The organism is Candidatus Cryosericum septentrionale (assembly GCF_003570995.1).
Taxonomy (GTDB): domain Bacteria; phylum Caldisericota; class Caldisericia; order Cryosericales; family Cryosericaceae; genus Cryosericum; species Cryosericum septentrionale.
Map to the genome: position 1 here is coordinate 1 of NZ_QXIY01000053.1, position 15,994 is coordinate 15,994.

At 58.1% G+C, this 15,994-nt stretch carries 14 protein-coding genes; 11 read left to right on the forward strand and 3 right to left on the reverse strand.

Annotated elements, in window-relative coordinates:
- The 11 genes from SMC1_RS10105 to SMC1_RS10155 form a co-directional block, all read left to right on the forward strand.
- Positions 1–399 (forward strand): methylated-DNA--[protein]-cysteine S-methyltransferase (locus SMC1_RS10105; protein ID WP_133299420.1); only part of this gene is annotated, 399 nt, incomplete at its 5' end.
- A 190-nt stretch (positions 400–589) separates the two neighbouring features.
- Positions 590–2,077, forward strand: a complete 1,488-nt coding sequence (locus SMC1_RS10110; RefSeq protein ID WP_165849444.1) for an MFS transporter — start codon at positions 590–592, stop codon at positions 2,075–2,077.
- 144 nt (positions 2,078–2,221) lie between these two features.
- Positions 2,222–2,800: a hypothetical protein gene (locus SMC1_RS10115; RefSeq protein ID WP_119086643.1), complete on the forward strand. Its 579-nt coding sequence runs from the start codon at positions 2,222–2,224 to the stop codon at positions 2,798–2,800.
- 247 nt (positions 2,801–3,047) lie between these two features.
- Positions 3,048–4,256, forward strand: a complete 1,209-nt coding sequence (locus SMC1_RS10120; protein ID WP_119086644.1) for a MalY/PatB family protein — start codon at positions 3,048–3,050, stop codon at positions 4,254–4,256.
- Complete coding sequence (locus SMC1_RS10125) at positions 4,256–5,710, forward strand: C69 family dipeptidase (RefSeq protein WP_165849445.1); 1,455 nt, start codon at positions 4,256–4,258, stop codon at positions 5,708–5,710. The genes SMC1_RS10120 and SMC1_RS10125 overlap by 1 nt, the downstream gene beginning before the upstream one ends.
- 251 nt (positions 5,711–5,961) lie before the next feature.
- Complete coding sequence (gene lexA, locus SMC1_RS10130; protein WP_119086646.1) at positions 5,962–6,552, forward strand: transcriptional repressor LexA; 591 nt, start codon at positions 5,962–5,964, stop codon at positions 6,550–6,552.
- Positions 6,553–6,562: 10 nt separating this feature from the next.
- Positions 6,563–6,841: a hypothetical protein gene (locus tag SMC1_RS10135; RefSeq protein WP_119086647.1), complete on the forward strand. Its 279-nt coding sequence runs from the start codon at positions 6,563–6,565 to the stop codon at positions 6,839–6,841.
- A gap of 24 nt (positions 6,842–6,865) precedes the next feature.
- On the forward strand, positions 6,866–9,964 hold the full coding sequence (locus SMC1_RS10140; protein WP_119086648.1) for a DNA polymerase III subunit alpha: 3,099 nt from the start codon (positions 6,866–6,868) through the stop codon (positions 9,962–9,964).
- Complete coding sequence (locus SMC1_RS10145) at positions 9,945–10,730, forward strand: ATPase domain-containing protein (RefSeq protein WP_165849446.1); 786 nt, start codon at positions 9,945–9,947, stop codon at positions 10,728–10,730. The genes SMC1_RS10140 and SMC1_RS10145 overlap by 20 nt, the downstream gene beginning before the upstream one ends.
- Entirely contained in the window at positions 10,727–11,602 is an 876-nt protein-coding gene (locus SMC1_RS10150; protein WP_126855224.1) for a DUF72 domain-containing protein, read from the forward strand. The genes SMC1_RS10145 and SMC1_RS10150 overlap by 4 nt, the downstream gene beginning before the upstream one ends.
- Before the next feature lie 76 nt (positions 11,603–11,678).
- Positions 11,679–12,419, forward strand: a complete 741-nt coding sequence (locus SMC1_RS10155) for an SIR2 family NAD-dependent protein deacylase (RefSeq protein WP_119086651.1) — start codon at positions 11,679–11,681, stop codon at positions 12,417–12,419.
- A gap of 81 nt (positions 12,420–12,500) precedes the next feature.
- On the opposite strand, the gene SMC1_RS10160 is transcribed toward SMC1_RS10155, so the two are convergent.
- The 3 genes from SMC1_RS10160 to SMC1_RS10170 all read right to left on the reverse strand — a co-directional run bounded on the left by SMC1_RS10160 (position 12,501) and on the right by SMC1_RS10170 (position 15,755).
- On the reverse strand, positions 12,501–14,117 hold the full coding sequence (locus tag SMC1_RS10160) for a Na/Pi cotransporter family protein (RefSeq protein WP_119086652.1): 1,617 nt from the start codon (positions 14,115–14,117) through the stop codon (positions 12,501–12,503).
- A 122-nt stretch (positions 14,118–14,239) separates the two neighbouring features.
- Complete coding sequence (gene galE, locus SMC1_RS10165) at positions 14,240–15,223, reverse strand: UDP-glucose 4-epimerase GalE (RefSeq protein WP_119086653.1); 984 nt, start codon at positions 15,221–15,223, stop codon at positions 14,240–14,242.
- Positions 15,224–15,368: 145 nt separating this feature from the next.
- On the reverse strand, positions 15,369–15,755 hold the full coding sequence (locus tag SMC1_RS10170; protein WP_126855225.1) for a hypothetical protein: 387 nt from the start codon (positions 15,753–15,755) through the stop codon (positions 15,369–15,371).
- Positions 15,756–15,994 lie beyond the last annotated feature (239 nt).

Here is a 15,994-nt window from a genome sequence, read left to right on the forward strand (position 1 = left end):
TTGAAGAGATTGAGCAAGTTGTTGAATGCCAAATGTGTTCCTGGTTTCTGCAAACACTTTGACAAGTTGAGCAGTGAATTGGAAGAGTATTTTTCTGGAAAGAGAAGAGAATTTGACGTTCCCCTGGTGCTGCCAGGAACACCATTTCAGCAAAGAGTATGGACCGCATTGCAGACGATACCTTACGGTTCAACGCGTTCTTACAAAGAACAGGCTCAAACCATAGGCCTTCCCAGTGCGATCCGGGCAGTAGCAAAAGCGAATGGAGATAATCGCATAGCCATCATTATTCCGTGTCACAGAGTCATTGGTGCAGATGGTAACCTCACCGGCTATGGTGGTGGGTTGTGGCGCAAGCGATACCTGTTGAATCTCGAATCCAGTCATGGGCCAAGATAAAACCTCTGTACGGCTAACACCGCATGCACCGGACAGGGCTAACGCCCCTCGAAAAACTAGCGCTGCTTTTGGATTTCGTGCCATAATATTAAGTAGTCCTGCAAATCTGCCCGGCGGTAACGCTCACCGTTGGGCGGGTATACTGACCGCATCCTGGGGTCCAGTGGGACCCAAAAGCGGAGGGACCGATATGGAAAACAAAAGGAATAACCAGCCGGGGCTCGAGGGCAGAAACATACAAACCGCCGGAGAAGTTCCAGGACCTGTATCGGGGGAAACACTTCACGAAGAGACTGTTCCTGTCCACGGTCGCATCTGGGTATCAGCAGCTGACGGCGCCACAGCTATCCTCTGTTCGGTCGCCGAAGGCTCAGCGCTGACCTATTACTTCACGCGCGTCATGGGGCTGGCCCCACACCTTGCCTCCATTGTGTGGCTGCTTTTCGGCATCTGGAACGCCTTCAACGACCCACTGTTCGGGTACATCAGTGACCGCACCAGGAGCAGACTCGGGCGCCGTATTCCCTACATCCGGTATGGGGCCCCCCTGTACGCAGTCGCCTTTGCAGTTTTCTGGATCGTCCTGCCTGGGTTCAAGGGCAACCAGACGGCACTGTTCATCCAGATGCTGGTCGGCATGTTCCTGTTCGACGCGCTCTATACGGCTATTGCAACTGCCGTCTACATTATGCCATATGAAATGGCAGTCTCCAACAAGGCACGAAGCAGCATTTTCATCTGGAAGATCGGCTTCAGCCTCATTTCTACTGCCTTCCCCATCGCCATCGGGCTCATCCAGCCAGGACCCAGCCAAGATGCCACACCCTACCGACTCATCATGGTCGGTCTTGGCATCCTCATGGCGGCGGTCATCTATGCCAGCACCTTCTTCTACAAGGAGAACCACTTCCAACAGGAAGAGGAACAGTTCAACTTCTGGAAGTCTCTGGGTGCTTGCTTCCGCAACAAGTCATTTGTCGTGTTCGAGTCCATCAGTTTCACCGTCATCTATGTCCAGAACCAGCTCATGCAAGGCATCTATTACTACTATGACGAGGTGAACATGGGCGTCACAAAGAATACGGGAACCGCCCTCACCCTTGGCTCGCTCTTTGTCGGGGCAGTCCTGGGCCTGCTGCTGTTCCTCGACCGTCGTGACGTCTGGGGTGTCAAATGCTGTGTGCGCGTGTCTGCTTTCATGTTCGGCATCGGGTGCGTCGTCGGCCTCCTGTTCCCTCACCAGCTCATTCCGATGATGATCGCCTTTCTGTTGATCGGCGTGGGCTTTACCGGTGGCATGTACCTCATTCCACTGATGAATGGCGATGTCATCGATGCGGATGAATACACAACAGGGCTACGGCGGGAGGGCACGTATGCTGGTGTCAACAGTTTCGTCACCAAGCCTGCTATGAGCCTGGCGCAAGCCGTCTTCCTCGGGTTCCTGTCACGAGCAGGCTATGACCAGTCATTGGCAAAGGGCATGCAGAACGCCTCGGCTGAAGCCAGCATCGTGCGAGCATGGTTCCTCGTGCCTGCCGTGCTTCTGCTCGCCTGCGCAGTCATCCTCCGCTGGTATCCCCTTGATGGTCCCAGCTGGGAACAGATCAAGACCCATCTCACCGTCGTGCATCGAGAAAAGGAGAGAAAGTACCTGGCCGAACACGGTCTGAAGTAAATAAAGAAAGAGGAGCTGTCCAGGCGTGCCCTTCTTGATTGTCTGGCAATGACACGACTTGCGAAGGCCCGGCGCCCGATTCTGTACTATACTTCCTTATTACATCTCTCGCTCGTGAGAATTGAGAATCAAAGGAGTGCCATCATGCTGAGCCGAACGAAACGAATGCGCCTGTGGACGTACCTCCTGGACGCACCTGTCGTCGCTGTTCTGACATTTGTCTTTTTCTTTCTCATGGACAAACCGAATCGGAACCTTGGAGCATGCCTCACCGGAGTGGTGTGCATTGGCCTCATCCCGCTGAGCGCGTGGTTCCACATGGTGCGCCACCCTGGCGACTACAAGGGCGAACGCAAGGTGGCCTTCGTCTTAAGCATCGTGGGCTACATGATCGGAACCATTGTCATGGTTGTCTTCTTCCGCGAAGCACGTCTCTTCCTGACGCTGATGCTGTCCTACATGTTCACGGTCGTCGGCCTCGTGATCATCAACCTTCTGCACTACAAAGCTTCTGGTCATGCAGCCGGCGTATCAGGCCCTGCGACAGCCATCACCATCAGGTATGGCTGGCTGGGTGCGATTTCGTACCTCCTGCTCGTCCTCGTCGCCATAGCCAAGATCAACATCAAGGAGCACACACTGGGACAGCTTTGCACGGGAGCTGGCATCACGATAGCTTCTACTCTGACCGCTTTCGCGGTCACGGGCATGCTGCGCTTCTAACTCCGGATTCCTGCGGGATCGAGCTCCTTCAGCGTCGACGCGCGCGCCGCTTCACGTCATCGAACATGCCAACGTTGTTGCACAGACCAACACAGAGTCCAGCGAGCTCTGCCATGTCCGAACTTCCCCACGGTGGTACCCAGCCAAAAAAATGTTGGTATACTTGCACGGATTGCCTGCAGGCACGGTCGCCCCCTGTCAGACACGTCGATGTGATGGCGGCATACCGGACAAAAAGGAGAGGAAAATGAACTACGACTTCGAACACGGGCTTGAACGACACAACACGGGTTGCGTCAAGTGGGATCAGAGCTGTACCGTCTTTGGGAGTGAGGACGTCTTGCCGATGTGGGTGGCAGACATGGACTTCCCGATACCAAAACCAGTCACTGAAGCACTGATACGACGCGCCCAGCACGAGTGCTACGGCTACTCATGTGCAAGTCCGTCCGTTCTGGAGGCCATTACGCAGCGCCTATGGCGCAACTACCAGTGGAAGGTCGATCCTGACTGGCTGCTGTTCACCCCTGGCGTCGTGCCCGCTCTGCATGCTGCGGTGCGTGCGTTCACGAGCCCGGGGGACGAAGTCGTCCTTCAGAGCCCAGTCTACTACCCTTTCTGGTCTGCCGTCCGTGAGAATGGCTGTCAAGTCGCTAACAACGAACTGCAGTGGAACGGCCACCGGTACGTGATGGACCTCGACGGGCTGAAAGATGCCTTCCAGCCACACACATCCGGCATGTCGACGTGCCCCTCGCGCACGAAGATGATCATCCTGTGCAGCCCGCACAATCCCGTAGGCCGTGTCTGGTCACGGGACGAGTTGACGGCTGTCGGTGAGATCGCCCTGGCCAACGATGTGGTCGTCGTCTCCGACGAAATACACTGCGAACTGTTGCTGAATGGTTCGCGCCACGTCCCGTTTGCCTCCCTGAGCCCCGAGCTGGAGCAGAACAGCATCGTGTGCATGGCACCGTCAAAGACGTTCAATCTTGCGGGCCTGGCCACCAGTTTCATCGTCGTTCCCAACCCCAAGATGCGCGTAGCGATGCAACGCCGCATCAACGGAGCCGTGGGCAGTGTCACACCATTTGGGTACACTGCGCTGGAAGCCTCGTTCCGGGAAGGCGACGACTGGCTCACCCAACTGCTGCACTACCTGGAAGGCAACGTGACGTATGTCCGACTGTTCGTCCAGGACCACATGCCGCAGGTCAAGGTCATGCCCATTGAGGGAACGTATCTGATGTGGCTGGACTTCCGCGCGCTCGGGATGGACGTCCATCAGCTCTCGAACTTCCTGCGCGAGAAGGCCAGAGTTGGTCTGGACGAGGGGTACGTCTTTGGTCCCGGCGGCGAAGGCTTCGCGCGCATGAACATCGCATGCCCACGCTCGACGGTGCAGGAGGGTCTGACCCGTATCGCCGATGCCATACGGACACTGGAGCAGCGTTGATGCGCCTGTCCGAACCTGAAGGCGATGAACTGGACTGCACGACGATTGTCGTCGGCCGGTCTGCATCGCAGTCGGGTTGCCTTGTCGTCGGTCACAATGAAGATGACGCGCACAGGCTGGTCGTGCGTCACCACATCGTCAAGGCCGGTGAACATCCTGCCGCCACGCGGCTGAGAGACGGAACGCTGCTATACCGCGAGCCACACACCTCTCTGGAACTTCCTGTGCCCGACGACACCTTGGCCTACGACTGGACAGAGCTGGTCGGACAGGACTTCGCAGACAGCTTTCTCAACAGCGAGGGGGTCAGTATTTGCTGCGACAGCGCCGCAGGCACACGTGAACAGCAGCCTGAACTGGAGCGGGGCGGCATCGGCCACTTCCTGCCACAACTGGTTGCCGAACAGGCCCACTCCGCCCGTGAGGGCGTCCTGCTGGCGGGGAGGCTTGTCGAGGCATACGGCTACTGCGATGCTCGTATCATCACGATCGCGGACCAGCATGCGGCGTGGGTCTTTCATATCCCCGGGGGTCACGAATGGCTAGCGGAACGCGTTCCCGACGATGCAGTTGTCCTCCTGCCAAACTATCTCATCTCCCGTCAGGTCGACTTGGCGAACACAGACTGGTTCCTTGCGTCGGCGGACCTGGAGACCCATGCCATACAACGCGGGTGGTACGATCCCACTGGGACAGAACCTTTCGATTTCAAGGGGGCCTACGGACCGCCCCAGATCAATGCTTCTCCATTGAGCACCAGCCGGCAACAGACCGGGTTCTTCCTGCTCACGGGGCGAGAGTTCCCGCTGGACAACATGCCCTTTTCATGCGCGCCACAGCACCCCGTGGCCCTTGGTGATGTCATGGCGTGCCTGCGCTGCGTCGCACCCCACGGGCAGTCCACTCGGCAGGCTCTGGAAATGAGCGGCAGCTTCCACAAGAACGTGGCTCAGACCACCATGCGTCCGATTTCGGTCTGGACCACACAGGAATCCTCTGTGACCGAACTGAGGAGCCAAGCCCCCGGGCCACAGTCCGTGACTGTCTGGCGAGCCTCCGGGATCCCCGACGAGCTTCCCTACACGCCGTGGTATCCACTGGCTATGATGGAAATAGCTCTTGGATACCCGGACCCATACGCCACGGGAGACCCTGACCACCTCGACATGAGCTCCGCATTCTGGACGTTCCGCCTCTTTGTGACCGCGGTTGACAGCGACTATGCCAGGCGCATCGCCGAAGTCCAGACAGCCGTCCTGCCACTGGAAGAACAGGCTATCGCAGCAGACAAGCTCCTCCAGAACATGCGTGTGGACACAGACACCTCTGGCGAAGCCATCGCCAGACTGCTCACGGCATGCGGAGAAGGGCTGGGCATGGAAGCACTGAGTATCTGCAGAGAGCTTCTTCGGCAGTGGCAGACGAACTCCGAGCGGACCCCATTCAGGGCGTGACAGCTCTCGCAGGAGGGAGGCCATCATGAAGTATTTCATCAGTCTGGACATGAAGGGTGTTGCAGGGATGTACAACCGCGACCTGTAGCCCTCTGCACACGTCCTGTCAGTCGATGACAACGCCGGGCACATCACGTGCCCGGCGTTGCTGCATACGTTTCCATCTGATCATTTGCTTTCGCCTACCTATTGCATTTTTATAGCATAGTGTGTACACTACACATGTAGTACCTACAGTACAGTGGAGGTGGATGATGCAAGAGCTGACCAGCAAGCAGCAAGCCGTGCTGGAATTTATCGAGGTACGCGCACGCCAGACGGGGTTCCGCCCCAGCCTGGAGGATGTACGGTGCCACTTTGGATTTAACTCCCTCAACTCGGTCGTCGTGTATGTCAAGACACTCGAACGCAAGGGGTACCTCCCTCAGCCGGACCTCATCAAAGGTACACCGGCCACCCCATCGCTGATGATACCGGTGCTGGGCACTGTCGTGGCTGGCACCCCCATCCTGGCCGAGGAGAACATCGAGAAGTGGATCTTTGTCACCCCGCCGACGCCCGCAACTGCCGACTACTTTGGCCTCAAGGTTAAAGGAGACTCCATGATTGACGAACACATCGTGCCCGGAGATATCGTCGTCGTCCACAAACAGCAGACCGCAGACAATGGCGACATCGTTGTGGCACTGTTTGGAGACGAGGCGACCGTTAAGAAGCTGCACGAGGGAGATGACGGTATCTTTCTCATGCCGGCCAACCCTGCGTACCACCCTATTCCTGTCACCAGCGACGTAAGCATTATCGGCAAGGTTGTCGGCCTTGTCCGCGAGCATCTGTCCTGAGGAGGAATATATGAATTCCACATCTGGTTTCCCGGTCTCACCAACCCCGTCTGACAAGCTGCCGTTGCTTTACGTTGAGGAACGAAACGGCCGTCTTGCCGCCTTTGTCTTTCGTGGCGAGGTCAAACATGTAGACCGTGTCCTCAAGATGTGGACCAGAGGACGGTTTACCTCCGACCATACGGAGGATGCAACCTACTACACGATCATGAGCGACGACAAGATGATAGCAACGGTCGCGAGAGACAACGTCCATCGACACTGGTATATGGTCAGGCTGATGGATTGACAGAGACACCATGAGCAGTCCGGCATGTCCTTTGTCCATCTGCACCTTCACACGGGCTTCAGCTTTCATGAGAGCCCCATCCGTATCGAAGACCTGGCACAACGCAGCCGCGAACTGGGCTACTCCTCCTGTGCCATCACCGACAGCAATACACTGGCCGGTGCCATCCGCTTCGACCGTGCGGCGCGTTCGGCTGGAGTCACACCTGTTTTTGGCAGCGAGCTGACACTGCTCAGCGATGAACCAGACGATCACGTCGTCGTCCTGGCCCGCGATCTGGAGGGATATCGCAACCTTTGTCGTCTGGTGACCTGTACCCAGGCACACGGTCGCGTCCATCCGGGCCTGACTCTTGAGCAGCTGGCTTCGTACGCCGGCCACCTGGTCGCTTTGTATGGCAGTCCCGAGAGCCTGCTCTACCAGTCTCTGTCGACACGCCATCCACACAAGGCACGTCGCCTGCTGGAACAGATGAGTGCACTCTTTGAGAACAGCCTGTACCTCGACGTTCAGAACCCCATGTTTGCCGACTCCACACGCCTGCTGTACCGCATGCGCCGACTATCCGATGAAACCGGTGTGCCCGCTTGCGCCACCGGTGGTGTTACTCATTTGCACCGCGTCGATGCAGAGGTACGCGAGATGCTTCTAGCCATTGGTTCGCTGGAAGATGTCGACGCCCGCAGCAGGCAATCCCATGTCAACGCCGAGAGCTGGTTCAGGGGATCCGACGAGATACAGGAACTGTTTACAGAATGGCCTGAGGCGTTGGCTACCAGCGGACGCATCGCAGCGGAATGCCGAGTGGAACTTCCTCTGGACGGGTTCAAGACTCCCAGTTCCGTACTAACGGCAACACGCAGTCTCCGCGATATCGTCTATACCGGCGCCCGGGAAAAGTACGGCATCGTCACCACAGCCGTGGAGGAGCGCATCGAGCACGAACTGAGCATCATCCGGCACATGCACATGGATGAGTACTTTCTCATCGTACGCGACATCATCGAAATAGCGCGGCGCAAAGGGGTCGCATACTCGGGGCGTGGCTCGGGAACCAATTCCATCGTCTGCTACTGCATCGATGCCACACAGGTCGATCCCATCCAGTACAACCTGCTGTTTGAACGGTTCCTCAACGAGGGTCGCAAGAGTCTGCCCGACGTGGATATCGATTTCGACGCATTGCGCCGGGACGAGGTCGTGTCCGAACTGTTTGCCGTATATGGTGAGGACAGGGTCTGCCGTGTAGCCAACGTGAACACGTACAACATCCGCGGGGCTTTTCGCGACGTAGGCAAGGCATTGGGGTACAGCAAAGAGGAAGTTGACGATGCCACCCGACTTTTGCCCTGGTACAGTCACCGCCGTATCAGCGAGGTCATCGCCAAGCTGCCCGAGCTGGCCACGTTCCCCTATGGGAGCATCGAACGCTGGATATCCCTGGCCGAGCGCATCATGGGGCTACCCCGCACGCTGTCTACCCATCTGGCGGGGTTGATCATAGCACCCTTCCCTCTCACTGACCTGATCCCCCTCGAACCATCAGGTACTGGTTGTCTCATGACGCAGTACGACAAGGACGATGTCGAGCGTCTGGGCCTGGTCAAGATGGATCTGCTGGGATTGCGCACCCTGTCCGCCGCAGTGGACGCAACCGCGATGATCCAGGCCGAAACAGGCACAGACATCAGTCTGTCGACCATCCCCATGGACGACCAGCCGACCTACCGCCTGCTGCGTGAAGCTCGCACGCTGGGTGTTTTCCAGCTTGAATCGCCAGGTATGCGCAACCTGCTGCTCAAGTTACAACCGGTCTGCTACACCGATATCATGGCAAATGTTTCGCTGTTCCGCCCCGGTCCCATGGCAATGAACATGGACAAATTGTACCTGGCCAGGAGAAACGGCAAGGTTCCGGTGACGTTCGAAGACCCACGCCTGGAGCCAGTTCTGAAAGAGACATACGGCGTCATCGTCTTCCAGGAACAGGTCCTGCAGGTCGCCAATACCGTTGCAGACCTGTCTCTCTCCGAGGCAGACGTTCTGCGGCGCACCATGACGGAGCACACCCCCAAGGCAGAACTGGCTCGATTCGAGAGGCTCTTTCTGGAACGCGCTGCCGCCAAAGGTACCAACCCGGAAACAGCCCAGCACGTCTATAACCAGCTCAAGGGCTTCGCCAGCTATGGATTCAACAAGGGACACGCTGCTTCGTTTGGATTGCTGGCGTATCGCACCGCTTACCTCAAGACACACTGGCCGGCCCAGTACACTGCAGGACTACTCAATGCGATGCCTGTGGGGTTCTACCCCCCATTTATCCTGCTGGACGAAGCGCGCCGCTGTCATATTCTGATCAAGAAGCCCCTGGTGACATGCAGCATGGTCCGGACGACTGCACATGGCATGACAGTGCAACTGGGGTTGAGCATGTTCAGTACATTGTCTGCAAAGGATGCGATCTCCATCGTGACCGCACGGGAAAAACGGCCCTTCAATTCGACGATCGACTTCATGGACCGGACATGGGTCAACCGGCGAGCGCTGCAGCACCTGGTGCTGGCCGGAGCTTTCGATGACCTTGGCACGCCCGTGACGGTCGCGACCGACCTTGGGCTAGATCCCAATGAGATCGAACGCGTCATGAATGTCAGTCCCAACCTCCGATTGCGTGCCATCCTGGGGGAGATAGCAGGTATCGGTTACCCGGTATCAGCAAGCCTGGCCGTCCTGCTCGACTTGGCCACCGCAGACGTCATGGACGCGCCCACGCCCGTGCAGGCACGAGCGCCCGCCCTGCGCAGCACTCAGCTGCGCACATGGCCACATGGGTCCAACGTATGGGTACGTGGAGTCGTCGTTCGCATCCAGACTCCACCCACCAAGTCCGGAAAACGCGTTTTCTTCATCACGCTGGAGGACGAAGACGGCATGGTGGAAGCCGTCATGTTCGAGGATGCGCAGCGCAGGTACGCGGCGGCGCTCAAGCAGAACCGCATGATGCGCCTGTACGGCGAACTTCAGAATACCGAGGGTAGCCCCACAGTACTCGTCAAGCGACTGGAGGGGCTGCGGTTCATCCCCCGCGTCGAGGAGACTCCCATTGGCCAGGAATGTGCTTGAAATCGTCCACCGGCAGTTCATTGCGCCCATAACAGTTCTTGGGAGTGGTATTCCTGCAATAGATCACATCACCGGCATTGGCGGCTACCCGCGTGGACGTATCACGGAACTGTTCGGAACAGCCAGTTCCGGAAAGTCGGCTCTTGCACTGGCTTGTTGCCTGAATACGGCCGCTCTGGGACTGACCGTCGTCTGGATAGATCTGGAACACAGCCTGACGGCCAAACTCCCACTGGACCCCGGTCCATCGGCACGGGACATTCTGCTGCTTGAACCACATACAGCGGAAGACGCTGTAGACATGGCCGCCATACTTCTGGAACGGGCCAACATCGACTTGCTGGTCATGGATTCAGCGATCGTCATGAATCCGTCACGCCGGCCTGAGGGCATGCCGTTCAACATGGCACGCGCCGAGATGGTCGGACGCGCACTGCGCAAGCTCACGACGTTGGTCACGCGTCGACACTGTGTCATGCTTTTTCTCAGCCGAAGCTACCTGATGGCTGTTCCTGCATCGGTTGCTTCCATTGGCGGAGGCGCCTTGCGCAGTTTCGCCTCATTGCGTCTGAAAACGACGCAGGAACAGCTGGCCATGGACGAAGGAGACCCATCTTCTTTTGCGGTGCGGGTACGCGTGGTCAAGAACAAACTTGCACCACCTGAGCGCGAGGCCCTTCTGTACTATTCGCTGGCGGACGGTACACTGACAGAGGAACCGCCGGCAATGGTGGCAGAGCAACCCGAGGAGGAACCGTGGCCATGAAGGCAGAGATACGTATCGGCACATGCGGATACTCGTTCCCTGACTGGAAAGGTATCATCTACCCTCCCAACCTGCGCCCCTCGCTTTACCTTGTCCACTACGCCCGCACGCTTGGCTTCAACGCGGTCGAGCTGGACAGCAGCTTCTACCACATGCCCACCATTCCCCTGATCGAGGCCCTCATGCAGAAGACGCAGCCTGGCTTTCTGTTCACCGTCAAGGCACATCGAAGCATGACGCATGAAGTATGGAACGCGACGAGGCCGGCCGCTCCGGGACGTCCGGCGTTCCCCGACCTGGCCTCGGGACTCAAGAACGCCACCCTCCTGGCACCCGCGTTCACGGATTTCTGGGAAGCAGTGACACCGATGGCTGACGCAGGCCGCCTGGGAACTGTCGTCCTCCAGTATCCGCCGTGGTTCCGGGACACTCCGGAAAACCGCAGGTTCCTCCTGACGACCCACGACCTATTGCCCCGACTGCCTCTGTCTATCGAGTTCCGTGACCGAAGCTGGCACAACGGAGACGCCCTGACGTTCCTCAGGCAGGAACATCTTGGCTACGTCGCCGTCGACGAGCCGCAGTTGCGCAATCTCCTTCCCCTGGTCCCGGCCGTCACCAGCGACGTTGCCTATCTCCGACTGCACGGACGCAATCCAAACTGGTTCGGCGCGAGCCGCGAGGAGCGGTATGACTACCTCTACTCGAAGGAGGAACTGGAGCAGATGCTTCCGTCCATCCGCACCATGGCTGCAAGCGCGCCGCTGATGTTCATCATGACCAACAACTGCCACCGGGGCCAGGCGGTGCAGAACGCAAGAGACCTGCAGGCAATGTTGTTGTTCCCGGAACAGAACGGGACGCAGCGATAGCGCTATACTGTATATGTGTTAGAGACCGGGGCCACGGGGCTCCGTCTTGTACATCGCAACAGTGAGGAGGCAACATATGATAAACGCACAGAAACTGGCAGGACTCATCCGGAAGTCGCATCACATCGTCGCGCTGACCGGCGCAGGAATCTCGACGGCAGCGGGCATCCCAGACTTCCGAGGGCCGAACGGGCTCTACGTGACCCACCGGTATGACCCCGAGAAGACGTTCGACATCGACTGGTTCGACACAGACCCGCACTACTTCTTCGCATTCGCCCGGGACTTCCTGAGCACCGTCGACCGCATCCAGCCGACACAAGCTCATGCATTCCTGGCCGAACTCGAGCAACAAGGCCTGCTCCAGTCTGTGATCACCCAGAACATCGACGGCCTGCACCAGAAAGCGGGCAGCAGGAACGTCATCGAGGTACACGGCAGCTTCCAGCAGGGGCATTGTAGAAAGTGCGGACACAGCTACTCGTATGACGAGCTCAAGCACAAGATTCTCACCGAGGAGATTCCCCATTGCGATCACTGTGATGGCGTGGTCAAGCCGGACATCGTCTTCTACGGCGAAGCGGTTCGAGGCATGGACGAAGCAGAATCGGAGGCCCGCCATGCAGACTTGTTTCTGGCCATCGGAACGTCGCTGACCGTCTATCCTGCCGCAATGCTGCCACAATTCAGCGGCGGCCCAGTCGTATCTATCAACCGCGGGACGATGGGTGAGCTCGTTCGAGGCATGGAATCCATTGAGGGCGACATCGACGAAGTGTTCGCCGAGGTCAGGAGCATACTCTCTCCGAGTTTGTGAGACAATCGACGCGAGTCCTCTCGAAATGAGAAGCCCCCGCCTTGCAGGCGGGGGCTCACCGTGTTCCTGAACGATGGGCGGCTAGTACACGCCCAGGACAACGTCGGCTATGTTGTCAGAGTGATCTGAGATGCGCTCAAGGTTCGTGAACAGATCGACGACGACGACACCGACCTGCGGGTCCAACTCATGCGTGTTCAGCCTGGAGATGTTGCGGGACATGCATTCCTTCGTCATCAGGTCACAACGGTCTTCCATGTCCTTCACGTGCCTGGCCCGCTCGGCGTCATAGTCGCGCAACGCCGTCATGGCCTCGTCCAGAGTCGCAAGAACATGGGCAAACTCCACTTTCAGGTCATCCTGGGTGCCGTTGCTGAACTTCAGCCTCTTGTCGTCCTTGATCTGGATGAGTTCGACGAGGTTCGTGGCATGGTCGCCCACGCGTTCGATGTCATTGACTGCATGCATCAGGGCCATGACACGCGTGCCCTGTGCCTCGGAGAGATCGTGCTCAGTGATCTTCGTGAGGTACCCGGTGATCTCCTTCTGCATGGAGTTCACCAGTTCCTCGTTGCCAAGTACGTTCTCGAGGAGGTTCATGCGGTTCTCGAAGAGGGCGATTCTGCAGTTGTCCACCATCTCATATGCAATGCGGCCCATGCGGTAGAGCTCCTGCGTCGCCTGGGAGAGGGCCACAGACGGCGTCGCAAGTACTCGCTCGTCGATAAACTGGACGATCCGTGTTTCGACCTCCTTCTCCTTGGACGGCAGGAGCCGTATGACCAGCTTCTCGAATGGGTTGATGAAAATGAGAGCGATAATGGTCATGAGGAGGTTGAACATCGTGTGCGCGTTGGCGACCTGGTGCGGAAGCGTCGACGCCGTGATTTCCACGAGCTTGGCAAACGGCTTCAGGAACGGGAACATGATGACCGTGCCCATGAAGTTGAAGAGGAAGTGCGTGAGTGCCGCTCGTCTGCTGGTAGCGTTGGCGCCGAGACTCGCAAGCCCCGCGGTCACGGTCGTTCCGATGTTGGCTCCCAGGATCAGGGAGATAGACGACGGCAGCGTAATCATGCCTTTCATCGCCAGGGCGACGACCAGGCTGGTGGTCACCGACGAACTCTGGATGAGCGCCGTAAACACGGCTCCTGCGCCGACGCCCAGGATGGGGACCTTACCAAACCGTACGAGGAAGTTGATGAAGCCCTGACTGTCCTTGAGCGGCGCGAGGGTGTCCGCCATGAAGTAAAGGCCGAAGAACAGGATGCCAAAGCCGAGGATGGCCTCGCCAACAGCCTTGCTGGTCTTGCGCTTGACGAAGAACTCCATCATGACGCCTACGACCATGAAGAGCCACACGAGCTTGTCCAGCTTGAGCACGATGATCTGGGCTGTGATGGTCGTGCCGATGTTGGCACCGAAGATGACACCCATGGCCTGCCTCAGCGTCATCAGCCCAGCGTTGGCAAACCCAACGACCATAACCGTCGTGGCTCCGCTGCTCTGGATGATACCGGTGACCAGCATACCGACCAGCACTCCGCGAATTGGTTTGTTCGTGAGAGCCTGCAGGATGCGTCTGAGAGAGTCTCCGGCCGCTTTCTGAAGGCCGTCCCCAAGGAGTTTCATGCCGTACAGGAAGAAGGATAGCCCAATGACGAGGTTCATGGCTAACGAGACGTACTGGCCACGCATTCGTGCCTCCGAGAGTCAGTTTTCGGGTCGGTCTAGTATCTTACCGCCTGTCTATTCTACAGCATTACCCGGACTGGTCAAAGGGCAAATGGACAGGAATCAGACATCCTCGTCATGCATGACTAGCGGATTCGTCGATGCTGCTCCCACTTCCACGCGGTCCGGACAATAGCCTCGAGGTCCGCCAGCTGAGGAGTCCACCCCAGTTCTCGGCATGCCCGCAGATTGCCCGCCACGAGCACTGCAGGGTCCCCCGCGCGCCGACCCGCCTCAAGAATTGGTATGTCGTGCCCCACGATCCGCTGGGCAGTCTGGATGATCTGCCTCACCGAGAATCCTTCGCCGTTTCCCAGGTTATACGTGGCCTCCGTCTGTCGTTCGAGTGACTCCAAGGCAAGAACATGGGCATCTGCAAGGTCATTCACATGGACGTAGTCCCGGACGCAGGTGCCGTCAGCGGTCGGGTAGTCATTCCCGAACACGCTCACCGACGATCTCCGGCCGGCTGCAGCCTGTAGCACCAGAGGTATCAGATGTGTCTCCGGATCATGGTCCTCGCCAATCCCGCCATTGGGATCGGCTCCGGCGGCGTTGAAGTATCGCAGGGAGACCGAACGCAGCCCGTATGCCACCACATAGTCATGCAGGATTCCCTCGATGACTACCTTGGTGCGCCCATAGACATTGGTCGGCACCAAAGCGCTGTCCTCGCCTATTGGAACGCTGGCCGGCTCTCCATAGACAGCAGCTGAGCTGGAGAAGACGATGCGGTCGACGCCGGTTGCACGCATGGCGTCGAGAAGATGCAGCGTACCGATCACATTGTTCGTGTAGTAGACGCGAGGCTCAATCATCGATTCGCCGACAAGACTGAAGGCTGCGAAGTGGACGATGCTCGTCACGTGGAACTGCCGGATGGTCATCGCGACGTGCGCCGTGTCGGCGATGTCGCCGACAATAAGCGGAACGTCCTGTGGAACGGCCCAGCGGTGCCCTTTTGAAAGGTTGTCGAACACGGCGACCTGGTAGCCGTTCCGTACTAGCCTCCGTACAGTGTGCGATCCAATGTAGCCAGCGCCACCAGTCACGAGAACTGTTCCACTCATCATCCCCTCCACCTCTTCAGCACATACTGGGTCATGGTATTAGTATAGCCTGCACGGACTGCATGAACAAGCAGACAGCATCTCCCGGCCGTATTGCATCATATAGGAATCATCGTGAACGTGTGAGTCATTGCATCACCTAGAATCATAGCGAAATGGTCTGCTCTGTCACGGCCTTGAGGGAGAGATCCTGGCTGGTCTTCCGGAGGAGCCGTGCCTCCAGGATGCCGATATCCCGCTGCAGGGAGAGAGGATCGATCTCCGCCAGTTGACGCAGGAGACGTGCTTTGGCCTGATCACTGACCTCGGGAGCTTGCAGAAGTCGGTGGAGCGGAGTCATGGGAGCATGGTACCTCTTCTGGATCTTGCTCCCGATCCGGATCTTCTCGAGGAGGGCCATGGAAGGCTGGAGGATGTTGGCACGCTGAGCAAGGAGGGTCTCCAACTGTTGCAGGTCAGCAAGCTGACTCTTCGTATCGAAGCGTCGGTATCCCAGGCACCTGCGTACCAGGGTCCAGTTCTTGCTCTCCACGTAACAGTTGTCGTTTTTGTGGTAGGGACGGGAACGGACAACGCCCCTCGCCTTGAACAAAAGGGCTCGGGGGTGAAGCGAATCCCATGGGCATCACAGAACCGCCGCAGTTCATCGTTGATGAATTCACTGCCGTTGTCCGAGTGCAGGACCAGGACAGGGAACGGCAGGGAGGTGAGGACACTGGTGAGAGCAGCAAACACAACAACCTGCGCACGGCTGGGAACTGCAACAATCTG